8 protein-coding genes are annotated in these 12,250 nt (G+C 65.0%); 7 read left to right on the top strand and 1 reads right to left on the bottom strand.

Annotated features, from left to right (window positions below; genetic code table 11):
* Window positions 1–9: 9 nt before the first annotated feature.
* Window positions 10–1,836, top strand: a complete 1,827-nt coding sequence (locus EDC35_RS06225) for a VWA domain-containing protein (protein ID WP_132976387.1) — start codon at window positions 10–12, stop codon at window positions 1,834–1,836.
* A 17-nt stretch (window positions 1,837–1,853) separates the two neighbouring features.
* Window positions 1,854–2,876, top strand: coding sequence for a hypothetical protein (locus EDC35_RS06220; protein ID WP_132976386.1), 1,023 nt, complete (start codon window positions 1,854–1,856; stop codon window positions 2,874–2,876).
* On the opposite strand, the gene EDC35_RS06215 is transcribed toward EDC35_RS06220, so the two are convergent.
* Complete coding sequence (locus tag EDC35_RS06215) at window positions 2,877–3,869, bottom strand: aminoglycoside phosphotransferase family protein (protein ID WP_207896149.1); 993 nt, start codon at window positions 3,867–3,869, stop codon at window positions 2,877–2,879.
* Between the two features lie 371 nt (window positions 3,870–4,240).
* On the opposite strand from EDC35_RS06215, the gene EDC35_RS06210 reads away from it, so the two are divergent.
* From EDC35_RS06210 to EDC35_RS06190, 5 genes are all read left to right on the top strand, one after another.
* Window positions 4,241–7,501, top strand: a complete 3,261-nt coding sequence (locus EDC35_RS06210; RefSeq protein WP_132976384.1) for an ATP-binding protein — start codon at window positions 4,241–4,243, stop codon at window positions 7,499–7,501.
* A gap of 7 nt (window positions 7,502–7,508) precedes the next feature.
* Window positions 7,509–8,129, top strand: a complete 621-nt coding sequence (locus EDC35_RS06205) for a DUF7680 family protein (protein ID WP_132976383.1) — start codon at window positions 7,509–7,511, stop codon at window positions 8,127–8,129.
* Between the two features lie 97 nt (window positions 8,130–8,226).
* The gene (locus EDC35_RS06200) at window positions 8,227–8,538 is read left to right on the top strand and encodes an AbrB/MazE/SpoVT family DNA-binding domain-containing protein (protein ID WP_243651479.1); all 312 of its coding nucleotides are present in this window, start codon (window positions 8,227–8,229) and stop codon (window positions 8,536–8,538) included.
* Window positions 8,535–8,906, top strand: a complete 372-nt coding sequence (locus tag EDC35_RS06195) for a type II toxin-antitoxin system VapC family toxin (RefSeq protein WP_132976382.1) — start codon at window positions 8,535–8,537, stop codon at window positions 8,904–8,906. The genes EDC35_RS06200 and EDC35_RS06195 overlap by 4 nt, the downstream gene beginning before the upstream one ends.
* Window positions 8,907–8,937: 31 nt before the next feature.
* The gene (locus EDC35_RS06190) at window positions 8,938–12,207 is read left to right on the top strand and encodes a DUF1156 domain-containing protein (RefSeq protein ID WP_132976381.1); all 3,270 of its coding nucleotides are present in this window, start codon (window positions 8,938–8,940) and stop codon (window positions 12,205–12,207) included.
* Window positions 12,208–12,250 lie beyond the last annotated feature (43 nt).

Below are 12,250 nucleotides of genomic sequence, written 5' to 3'. Positions count from 1 at the left end.
CTGGCGCCCATGACGATACGTCCCTGTTTTGATCCGCTCCGCCCATCGCTGTTTGCGCTCCTGCTGCTCGGACTGCTGGCGGCTGCCGGCCCGCTGTTCGCCGCTACCCCCGATGTCCGCATCCTGATCGATGTCTCCGGCAGCATGCGCCAGACCGACCCGCAGAATCTGCGTGTCCCGGCCCTGCGACTGGTGAACGAGCTGCTGCCAGCCGGCGCCGAGGCCGGTATCTGGCTGTTTGCCGAAAAGGTCGAAGTGCTGGCCCCGCCCGGCAGGATCGACGACAAATGGAAGACCCGGACGCGCGCCCGACTCGACCGCATCCACTCACGCGGTCTGTTCACCGACATCGAACAGGCGATCAATGCGGCGACCGCTGGCTGGGACAAGCCGGACGAGACCCGCGAGCGTCATCTCATCGTGCTGACCGATGGTCTGGTCGATGTCGCCAAAGAGGCGGATAAAAGCGTCGCCTCCCGCGCACGTATCCTCGGCGAACAGTTGGAACGCCTCAAGGCCGCCAAGATCAAGGTGCACGGCATCGCGCTCTCGGATCAGGTCGATACCCAGCTCATGCGTCTGCTGGCGAAGGAAACCGGCGGCTGGATGGAATCCGCCAAGGATGCGGACGAGCTGCAACGGGTCTTTCTGCGCATGCTGGAACAGACCGCCGCGCCGACGACGGTCCCGCTGGAGGGCAACCGTTTCGAGATCGACGATCAGGTGTCCGAGTTCACCCTGCTGGCCTTCCGTGAGGAGGGCCAGACCGAGCCGACCAAACTGGTGGCTCCCGGCGGTGAAACCATCTCCGCCACGCGCCTGCCTGAAGGCGGCGTCTGGCGTGCCGAGGCCGGCTACGATCTGGTCACGCTGCCCAACCCCAAGCCGGGTCGCTGGCGGCTCAAGGGCATCTCGGATCCCGATAATCGCGTGGCCGTGGTGACGGACATGGGGGTCGGGCTTGGCCCGCTGCCGAATTCGCTGCGCGCTGGCGACACCCTGCGTATCGAGACCTGGCTGACCGACCATCAGCAGCCCCTGACCCGACGCGATCTGCTGGAGCTGCTGACCGCCAAAGCCGGCCTGACGGACATCGCCGCCGGCGAACCGGCTCCGGCAGCCGGGCAAACCGAGGTCGTCAACAAGACCCCGGAACAGGCACCCGCCAGCGAGAACGGAGCCGCCGCCACGCCAGCCCCACCGGGCGCCGCCACCCAGCCGAGCGACCTGCCGCTGACGCTGGCCCCGGACAGCGAACGCTACATGGGCGACCTGGAAACGCAGACGCTGGCGCCGGGCATCTATCAACTGCAAGTCACCATTGATGGCGGCACCTTCAAGCGTCAGACGATGAAACGCTTCAAGATCGCCGGCCCGCCCGTGACCATCCGCTATGACCAGGAGCCTCCGACGGACACCGCGCCCACGGCATCGCTGATCCTGACCCTGGGCACCGAACCCGACCTGATCGATCCCAAGACCCTGTTCGGTTATCTGCTGGTAGAAGGGCCGGAGGGATACAAAACCGTGGTCGATCTGCCGGCCATGACCGACACCCCGCCGGTTCTCCGGCTGCCAGTCGCAAAACCGGGTGAATACCGCATCAAGGGACGCATGACGGCACGGACCCTGACTGGCGAATCCATCGGTTTCGAGCCCGCCCCCGGACAGGTCATCTTCGACTTCGTCGTCCCGCACGCCGAGCCGGAACCTGAACCCGCCAGCACCGGACTCTCCTGGATCACGCTCGGCCTCTATCTGCTCGGTGGCAATGCCATCCTGGCCCTGCTGCTGGGTCCGACCTGGTGGCTGCTCAAGCGGCCAGCGACGAAGTAAGCAAAGGCGAAGCGGACATGAGCACACTCGAAATTGCCGGACTGATCCTGACGGTTGAATTCGCCCTCGCGGCCTGGGCCATTCTCTTTGTGCTGCTGCGTCGGCAGCGTCAATCGCTCCAGACGGATCACGCCCATGCCGATGCGGCGATCAAAGAACTGGCGAACAACGAGGTCTCGCGACGCGATGCGCTCTCCACCCTGTTTCAATCGACCTACGGTCTGGAAGGCGCGGAACTGGAGTCCAGGGTCGATGCGTATGTCGAGCGCGAACAGGCGTTTTACAGCGCCATGCTGAGTCTCTATCTGCAACGCGACGGCGAGAAGCTGAAGAATCTGCCGGCTGAACTGACCAAGGTTCTGACCCCCTGGGCGGGCCTGACGCCGAGCGGGATGGTGCCTGCCGACGAGATCGGCAGCCAGATCGGCAGTCTTGAGCACGAGAAGACCCAACTCGCCACCGAGCTGGAACACACGAAACGGACGCTCGAACAGTTGATGGACGAATACATGGCCGCCTTCGACAAAGCGCAGGCGCCGCCCGAGACGCCAGCCAGTCCGCCGTCGGCACCAGCAGAGGATGTGATCGCGGCAGATATCGTCTTCGAGGAAGAGACGCTGGAGGAAGAGACGCTGGAACTGGATCAAAACAGGCCGGATGCCCGTCCAGATGTCAGCGAGCCTGAACCCGAGATTAAGGCCGAGCCTGCCAGCAAGTCCACGGCGGATCTGGATGCGCTGTTATTCGACGATGCTCAGGACGAGCCTGAGGGACAGGATGAACCGCCTGCGTCGCCGTCCGCCGACAATCTGGATGATGTGTTCGGTGAGACGCTGCAATATGACATCGAAGCGGACGACGAACCCGCTCCGAAGCCTGCCACTCCGGCACCGGGCAAGGCCGAAGCGAGCCAGCCAGACGACCCCGTCGAAGCGGCCTGGAGCACGCCGCCACGCACCGAGGAAGAGATCGCGCAGGAGGAACTCGAAGGACTCGCCGATCTGTTCGACCCACCGCCCCCGCCAGCCAAGGGCAAATGATCAGGTGCTGGCACCCATCTGCGGCATGACCCGCTCGGCCAGCAACCGCGACAGGCCATCCAGTTCGGCGTAACGCCCCGCCACGTCGCGCACATAATCGAGCGTCAGCGGGAGATCGTCCAGATAATGGGGCTTGCCGTCGCGCAGATTCAGACGGGCAAAGATGCCGCAGACCTTGAGATGCCGCTGTAGCCCCATGAGATCGAACCAGCGCAGAAAACGCCCGGCATCCTCTTCCGCCAGAAGACCGGACTGACGGGCGCGCTGGCGGTAGCCCAGCGCCCAGTCCCTGACCCGCGCCGCCGGCCAGACGATGTAACAGTCGCGCAGGAGCGACACCAGATCATAGGTCAGCGGCCCCACCACGGCGTCCTGGAAATCCAGCACGCCGGGGTTTGCGGTCGCGGTCAGCATCAGATTGCGTGAGTGAAAATCGCGATGCACGCAGACCTGCGGCTGTTCCAGGGCGCTGGCGATCAGGACATCATCGACATGGTCGAGCATTGCCCGTTCATCCGCGTCGAGCCGCAGGCCCAGATGCGCCTCCAGAAACCATTCGCGGAACAGTCCCAGCTCACGCCGCAGAAAATCGGCATCGTAAAGCGGCAGACCGTCCAGCGGGCCGCGCGACTGAATGATCGCCAGCGCCTCCAGCGCATCGGCATACAGGTCGTCTGCGGTCTGGTCATTGAGCTGGCTCAGATAGACACGATCACCCAGATCCGAGATCAGCAGAAAACCCTGCTCGCGGTCCTCTGCATGGATCTCCGGCGTATTGAGCCCGATGGCGCGAAAACGCCGTGCGAGATCGGCATAGCGCCCGCAGTCCTCGACCGCCGGCGGGGCGTCCATGGCGATCAGGGTGCCGCTGGCATGGGTCACCCGCCAGTAGCGACGAAAGCTGGCGTCTGACGAGGCGGGGGCGAGCGTGAACGGCTCGCCGTCCAGTTGCGCCGCCAGCCATTGTTTCAAGGTCTCATTGCGAGCAGACATCATGTTTCAGTTTTTTCAGATTCAGTGGCATTCAAGATTGCTGACATCGCCTGAAGGCTGTCAAGGTTTCGGCAAGTGATGGATGTCTTTCAGCGCACGCCGCATGGAACGAGTGCAGGCGCAATTTAACCAGGGTTCGGTTAAACTCCTGCCCACCGGCGCCTGACCTCCCTGAACGCCCGGGCGTTGCGGACGAGGTCTGCAAACCCTCCGCATCAGCGCCAGTCGAGCCCCATTCAACGCCTTGACGGTCGTTTTCCGTTGAGGCGTTTTCATTGGCGACGCATTGATGGACTGGCTTGCGAAGAGAAAGGCCGGGTCCAGGCCGCAACCCTGTTCGCATCCACACCAAATCGAAAAGGAAACTTTCGATGAAGTCGATTCTTGAGACCTGCATCCCCCGTCCGGATCTGCTCACCGGTGCCTTCAACCCCGAGATCTTCACCGCCAGCCTCTCTCAGGTCATGACCCATTATCGGGGAGGAGCCGGCCAGGTGAGCAGTCTCTACACGGATGCGGAGCGGTTCTTCAGTGAGGCGACCTTTCCCACGGACGGTCTGCGGATGCTGTTGTCCGAGGTGCTGGCGCGTCTTGGCGGCGACAACGGCGTGCCGGCCATCTACCGGCTTGAAACGGCTTTCGGCGGCGGCAAGACACACGCCCTGATCGCCTTGATCCATCTGGGATTCTTCGGCGCCTACATTGCCGAGGTCGCCCGCGACTGTCTCGATACGCAGATGGTCGATCCTGAAACCCTGCATGAACCGGGGACGGTGCAGGTGGTCGGAATCGCGGGCGACGAGATCCCGGTTCATCCGCCGCAGGGCGAGACGCTGACGCCCTATACGCTGTGGGGCGAGATCGCCCTGCAGATCGGTGGCGAGGCGCTGTATCGTCAGGTCGAGACCGACGCCAACTCGCGCGCGGCGCCGGGCAAGGCGTTTCTGGACCGGGTGTTTGCCGACCGCAAGGTGCTGCTGCTGCTCGACGAGCTGGCGCAGTATGCGGCGCGGCTGGCTGCCGCCCATGCACAGGGCGCGGATCAACTGGCCGCGTTTCTGATGGCGCTTGCCGGTTACGCCCGCACCCATTCCAACATGGTCGTGGTGGTGACACTGGCGAGCCAGACCGACGCCTTCGCCACCCAGACCGAAACGCTCGCCGGACTCCTGAGCGCCATTCGCGGCGAGGCCGTGACTCAGGAAGAGGCCGCCGCCATGGCGCAGACCGCCCAGGCGGGGGTGCTCAGTGTCGTCTCGCGCGACGCCACCGGCGTGGTTCCCGTCCAGGCCAACGAGATCAGCCGCGTGCTGACCCGGCGTCTGTTCCTCAGCGTCGATCGGACGGCTGGCGCGGAAACCGTCGATGCCTACTGGAATCTCTATCGGAAGACCGCCGACCTGCTGCCGGATCGGGCAAGCCGCGAGGACTACCGGGCGACGATGCGCGATCTCTATCCCTTCCACCCCACCTTCGTCGAGTTCCTGAATCAGAAGATGGCGACCCTCGCCAACTTCCAGGGCACGCGCGGTGTGCTGCGGGTGCTGGCGCTGGCGGTGCGCAGTCTGTGGGAGAAGGGCCAGGCGGTGCCCATGATCCAGACCTGTCACCTCAATCTGCGCGATGCGCGGATCGTCAATGAGCTGATCGGTCGCACCGGCGGCGGCGAGCTGCTGCCGATCCTCAATACCGACATCGGCGGTGTGGATACCGGCACGCTGACCGGCGGGACCAGCCGTGCCGGGCTGGCGGATCGCCGTCATCCGCATCCGGAGGGCCATCCATTCCACGAATACGCCTGGAAGACGGTGTTTCTGCACAGCCTGGTCGGTCGTCACGAGGGACTCGGCACACCGCTCTTCGGCATCAATCTGCGCGATGCGCTGCTGGAGATCAGCTTTCCGGGTCTCGCGCCCTCACAGGTCGAGGCGGCGCTGAAGACCATTGAGGACAGCGACCGTGGCGCCTTCTATCTGCGTTACAGCAAAGCGTTCGGGCGCTATTACGCCAGTCTCGACGCCAGCATCAACCGCGCCCTGGCGGCGATCCGCAGCCGTCTCGACAAGACCCAGGTGGCCGATTTTCTGGATGTCGCCGCACGCAAGATCGTCCGCCCGGACACCACCTTTCAGGTTGCCCAGGATGTGACGCTGCCCGAGCACATCAAGGACAGGACCGGGCGCCCGACGCTGGGACTCGTCGCCCTCGGCGCCGATCAGATCGATGTTGACGCCTTCGTCACCACTGTCGGCACCAACCGACCGCGCATCGAGCAGAATCTGGTCATGCTGCTGGTGCCGCGCACGGTTCGCGTCCAGGGCGAGATCTGGAGCGATGAGCGGGTCATCAGCAATCGGGAGGCCCGGCGGCGGCTGGAAAATCTCGCCCGTGACGTGATCGCCCGCAATCTGCTCCTGGCGGCGCCCGATCATCATGGCATCAGGCCCAAACAGCTTGACGAAGAGGAATTCGAGCGCAAGACCAGAGAGCGCGATCTGGCCCTGCAAACCGTCATCACCCAGCACTACGACGGGCTCTGGTATCCATCCGCTTCCGGGCAGATCGTGCGCAAAGCGATCCACACCGCCGGTGGCGAGAGCGGCGCCGCCGTCATCGCCGAGATTCATCGCGTGCTGTACGAGGACGGCGAGCTCATCACCGCCGAGCGCGCCCGCACCCAGGAATGCATCAATCTGCTGGGCAGACTGTTTTTCAGCCTCGGTCAGACCCCGACCTGTGAACAACTGCGCGCCGGTTTCGCCATCGACCGCCGCTGGCCCATGCTGGAGGCGCGGACGGTTTTCGACCAGATCATCCGCGAAGGCGTGGCGCGCGGCGCCTGGTGTCTGTTCCAGTTCGCGGACGAACACCACACCCGGCCCGATGTCATTGACAGCCGCGATACCGAGGCCCTGCCGCCCGAGCTGGATCTGCGCACGCCGGGCTGGGCCATCGTGACGCCCTCAGGCGCCAGACAGCGCGGCTGGCTCGGCGGCCCGACCAACCCGGATCCGGCGCTGGTCGAAAGCTGGGTGGCCGAAGCCATTCAGAGACAGCCGGCCGCCTATGTCGCGCAGATCATCGATCAGGTGGTCGATGCCCACGGCGAGATTGCCGAATCGGACATCCTGATCGCCATCGAGCAGGTCATCCACGACGAGCAGGCGCTGGCCTACAGCGGCAGTCCGGAGCAGGACGAGGCACCGGACGACCTCATGCATGGCGCGACCGCCATCCTGTACGCGGTGGGCAAGACAGATGTCATCCTCTCGCCCGCCGAGGCGTCGCGTCGCGGCTGGATCCAGAGCGCGCCCCGACACTTGGAGCTGCAGGGCCGGGAGGCCGCCGCGCGGCTGCTGCCGCTGCTCGGACGCCTGGGTGGATTCTACGAACGCGGCGCCAGTTCGACGCTGGACGTGCTCGACCTGACGGACCTGAGACTCCCCGGCGGGGGGCGTCTGCGCCTGCTGTTGCAGGATTGTCCGCCAGCGGATATGAAGCGGCTTGGTGAGCTGCTGGAAGTGCTCTCAGGGCTCGTCACCCCGGCCAGTCAACCCCTGGCCCAAGCGCACCTCCGCATCACCGGCCCACGGGACGAGTGCCCGCTGGTCAAAGCGCTCGAACAGGACTGACAGCTTCGTGGCCCCCCGGACAATCCTGAACCTGACCGAGCATCACCGCCGCTATCTGGAGCCACACTGGCGCAAAGCGCCCTTCGTGCTGCGCATCACCGAATGGCAGGGTGCGCCGATTCCGGTCCTGGTGCTCAAGGAGCGCCAGTCTGACGCCAATCTGGAAGCCGACGGTCTCCCGACCCCGTCTGGCGAGGCGCCCGTCCGCCAGGGCGCGCTGGCCGAGCGCGGCCATCTTGCAGGCGACAGTCTGCGCCGCTGTCTGCCGGTGCTGCGCAGCATCGTGGCGGGCGTGCAGGACGAATCCGGCGTCCCGCTGGAGATCCAGCGGTATCTGACCCAGGAGGGTCTGCGTCTGCGTCTCAACCTGCCGCTGGACGAAGAGTCGGGCGCCAAGCTGGGGTTGATCTTCCGGCTCCAGGAGCGGGTCGCCGATCTGGACCGGGTCGAGCTGATGGCGCGGCGTATCGAGCGTTTCACCCGCGAGGAAGCCGCCTACTGGCTTTCGCGCATCACCGGTTTCAGCCCCGACGCCCGGCGCTGGGCGATCGCGGGGATGCGCCTCATGCTCGGCGGGCAGGCGCAGGATGCGGGGGTGGGACGGATGCTGGAGCGGTTGCGGTCGTAGACTTGGTTGAACGCAACGCAAGGTGACTGTCTTGCGGCCAGTCGTCAGGGTGCGGGATGCAGGACGCGACCAAGCCAATTTCACTCAAGGCGGACCCATGATCCCGGAGAGCCGCCTTGGCGCCAAGCCACCAGATGCGATATTTTACGGAACCCTAATCGATCAACAATACGCAAGGAGTCAGGCGATGGCGTCCGTTACACTCTCCAGCAAGTTTCAACTCTCTATCCCCAAAGCGATCCGCGAGGACATGCATCTTCAGGCTGGTCAGAAATTTGCCGTCATCCCCAAAGGCGACACCATCGTGCTGGCTCCCATTCGTCCTTTGGATGAGATGCGCGGGATCTTGAGAGGCGCCGATACGAGCGACTATCGAGACCGGACAGACCGCCTGGAACGTGATCGATGATCCTCGTCGATACCTGCGGCTGGATCGAGTGGCTCACGGACGGCGCGCTGGCGGATCGCTTTGCGCCGTACATGAAGGATCCATCGGAGTTGCTCGTACCAACCACGGTGCAATACGAGTTGTACAGGTGGGTCAAACGCGAATCCGACGAAACGACGGCGCACGACACCATCGCCCTTGCCGAGAGCAGTCTGATTGTTCCCTTGAGCACCGAGATTGCGCTCATGGCCGCCGATCTGGCGCTGTTGCACAAGCTCGCCTTTGCCGATGCCGTGATCTACGCCAGCGCCCGAAAACACCAGGTCGATCTGGTCACCGCCGACAACCACTTCGAAGGACTGCCCGGCGTGACGTATTTTCAGAAATGAAGACTGTTTTTGATCCCAGGAGCATGCAGCCATGGGGCAGGATCCATTCGATCCACTCAACGACCGGCGCCTCATCGAGCACGGCTTTCCCTGTCATCAGGTCGGGGCGGAAACGCAGCGGGAGCGCGGCGCCAGTTCGGCGCTGCCGCCGCTGTATTTCCTGCACGTCTGGTGGGCGCGCCGGCCGCTGACGCCGAGTCGGGCGGCGATCCTCGCATCGCTGGCGCCAGCCGACACGGATCCCGAACGGTTCGTGCGCCAGCTTGGCATCGAGCGGATGCAGGCGCTGGTGAACGGCGCACCCTGGACCCTGACCGGTGATCTGTCGGGACGGGTGGTATGCGCCGACGAGAGCGAAGCGCTGGCAGTCGATGACCGAATCCTCAAGGCGCTGCGCGAGGAGCAGGTGCGGCGGACGACGAATCGTGCCCTGATCGAGCGGATACGCGAACGCGATCCGGCGCTGGCGAAGGATCCGCTGCTCGCGTGCTGGGCGGATGAGTCGCAGGCGTTGCCGGAACCGCTGCCCGAGCGCGGCGAACGGCTGGCGGTGCGGCGGGCAATGGGGAATCCGGCCCAGGTCAACGAACGTCTCGCCTTCGCCAGACTCCCGGCGGTCAGACAGGCGCTCGGTCAGGCGCTCAAATGGGATGCGGAAGATCTTTACGGCTACGGACGCGCCTTCACCACGCCGACACGCCCTCAACCGACAGGATTGACCGTGCTCGATCCCACCTCGGGGGGCGGTTCGATTCCATTCGAGGCGCTGCGGCTCGGTCATACCGTGGTGTCCAACGAGCTCAACCCGGTCGCCGCGACCATTCTCTACGCCACCCTGGACTATCCCGCACGCTTCGGGCCGGATCTGGCGGATGACATTCGGCGCTGGGGCCGGAAGCTGCTCGATCAGGTCGAGGACGGCATGGCGGGGCTTGCGCCCTTCTCGCCGCTCCCTGAATCCGAGCGGGTGCGGCTGCGCGAACATCTGCGGCATTGCCCGGATCTGCTGCCGCAATTCGATGTCCCGGAACACGATCACCGGGCGCTGCTCTATGTCCGTCAGGTCATCTGTCCTCACTGCGGCGGCGAGGCGCCGCTGCTGAATACCTGCTGGCTGTCGAAGGATGCCGCCAATCCCTGGGGCGTGCGCGTGATTGCCGATGGCCGCGCCAGCGGCGCTCGCGTCTCGTTCGAGACCTATCGCATCCAGCAGGGTCGGGGGCCGGACGGCGAGGATCCGCAGGCGGCCTTCGTCAACCGAGGCGTCGGCGCCTGTCCACACTGTCGCCAGGCCATCGACGGCGACGAGATCAAACGTCAGGCGCGCGGCGAATCGCCGCATGGCGCCTGGACCGACCGTCTGTATGCCATCGTCGCCGAGCGGCTTCAGCCCCGACTCGACCGTCACGGTCAGCCGCTGCGTTACCGCAGCGGGGCACAGGCCGGTCAGATCAAGACTGAAAAAGTCCGCTTTTTCCGCGCGCCGAATGAGCGCGATCTCGCGGCACTGGAGTCAGCGCGGGCACGGTTGGCGGCAAATTGGGATGACTGGGAGGCAACGGGTTTGATTCCCACGGAAGGCTTTGATCGCATCTCGAACTATGACCGGGGTCATCGGGTATATGGCGAGCGGCGCTGGTGTGACATGTTCACCCCACGCCAGTTGCTCGGCCATCTGCTTCTGATCAACGGGCTGAACCAGCTCAAACCGGCGATTCTGGCCGGGCTGGGCGCGGAGCGCGGACGCGCAGTCGTGACCTATCTTCAGTTTGGCATCGACAAGGGTCTGGATTACAACAGCAAACACACACGCTGGGAATTCACCCGTGGCGTGGTCAAGGGCACCTTCAGCCGCCACAACTTTGCCATCCAATGGACCTTCGGCGAGATGATCTTCACCGGACCCAGCTCGGGTGCGGCCTGGGGGCTGTCACAGGTGGTGGATGCCTATCAGGGGATCGCCGAACTGGTCGCGCCGCTCCATGCCGCCACTGGCGGTCAGCCGCCGCTGACCATCCGCCAGGGTACGGCGGCCCATCTGCCCGAGGTCGCCGATGGGACGGTCGATCTGGTCTGCATGGACCCGCCCTATTACAACAATGTGCAGTACGCCGAGCTGTCGGATTTCTTCTATGTCTGGCAGCGGCGCACCCTGCGCGATCTCTATCCCGATCTCTTCGGTCGGCGTCTGACCGACAAGCAGTCCGAAGCGGTCGCCAACCGGGCGCGTCACCCGAGCGCCAGGGCCGCCGCCGCTGAATACGAACGTCTGATGGCCGAAATCTTCCGCGAATGCCGACGGGTGTTGCGCGACGACGGCATCCTGACCCTGATGTTCACCCACAAGACGCAGGAGGCCTGGGAGACCCTGACCCGGTCGCTGATCGAGTCAGGCTGGCAGATCACCGCTTCCTTCCCGGTCGAGTCGGAAGGCGCCAATTCCATGCACCAGAAGGACCTGGCTGCCGCCGCCAGTTCGATTTTTATCGCCTGCCGCAAGCGTCCATTGGAGACGAAGGATCCCGCCTCCTGGACCGGTCTCGGCGGTCAGGGCGTCCAGCACCGGATCCGCGCCGCCGTGATCCATGGTCTGCGCGAGTTCGCCCCGCTCAAACTCAGCGTGGTCGATGAGATGGTCGCCGCTTACGGACGGGCGCTGCATGTGCTGTCCCAACACTGGCCCGTCATGGACGGCGACGAACCGGTCTCGCCGCTGCGGGCGATGAACGAGGCCAGCCGTGTGGTCGCGGAGAGCCAGATCCAGCGCATCACCGAAGGACGGCTGAAGATCGACGATCTCGACCCCGAGACCGCCATGGCCCTGACGCTCTATGGGATTTATGGACTGGCCGACATCCCCTATGACGAGGTGTTGAGCCTGTCAAAATCCATGACAGTTCGTCTGGAAAGCAAGCCCGGCGGCTACCGCATCGAACCGGGGCAGCGATTCATTGGCGTCAACCAGGAAACCAGCGGTCGCCGCACCCGCAATGCCCGAGCGGAGGAGCAGGGATTCGCCGCCCCACTGGCCCGCAAGGGCGCCAGACTGCGCCTGACGCGACCCGAAGAGCGCGATCCGCGCCGCCTGGAAGCGCCACAGACCGACTGGGACCGTCTGCACGGACTGCTGCTGGCGTATCGGCGCGGCGGGCTGCCGGCGGCGCGCCAGTCTCTCGCGACCTGTGGCGCAGAGGACGGCGGGCGTCTGCGCGATCTGCTGGCGGTCTGGGCGCGGGAGATGAGCGAGGAATCCGCCCGGCGCGAGGCCGATGGGCTGTTGTTCGAGCTGCGGCAGTTGTAGCGCGGGAGTTTCCGCCTGGTTTCCCGGCACAGCGGTCGATTCC

Origin of the sequence: Thiobaca trueperi (genome assembly GCF_004342175.1) — a bacterium.
GTDB lineage: Bacteria > Pseudomonadota > Gammaproteobacteria > Chromatiales > Chromatiaceae > Thiobaca > Thiobaca trueperi.
The sequence above is the reverse complement of the archived record's forward strand: the minus strand, read 5'-3'. Positions and strand labels throughout refer to the sequence as shown.

Excerpts from the sequence above, each read along its gene's own strand:
- EDC35_RS06225 (WP_132976387.1), top strand. The coding sequence starts at position 10 with ATGACGATACGTCCCTGTTTTGATCCGCTCCGCCCATCGCTGTTTGCG.
- EDC35_RS06220 (WP_132976386.1), top strand. The coding sequence starts at position 1,854 with ATGAGCACACTCGAAATTGCCGGACTGATCCTGACGGTTGAATTCGCC.
- EDC35_RS06215 (WP_207896149.1), bottom strand. The coding sequence starts at position 3,869 with ATGTCTGCTCGCAATGAGACCTTGAAACAATGGCTGGCGGCGCAACTG.
- EDC35_RS06210 (WP_132976384.1), top strand. The coding sequence starts at position 4,241 with ATGAAGTCGATTCTTGAGACCTGCATCCCCCGTCCGGATCTGCTCACC.
- EDC35_RS06200 (WP_243651479.1), top strand. The coding sequence starts at position 8,227 with ATGATCCCGGAGAGCCGCCTTGGCGCCAAGCCACCAGATGCGATATTT.
- EDC35_RS06195 (WP_132976382.1), top strand. The coding sequence starts at position 8,535 with ATGATCCTCGTCGATACCTGCGGCTGGATCGAGTGGCTCACGGACGGC.
- EDC35_RS06190 (WP_132976381.1), top strand. The coding sequence starts at position 8,938 with ATGGGGCAGGATCCATTCGATCCACTCAACGACCGGCGCCTCATCGAG.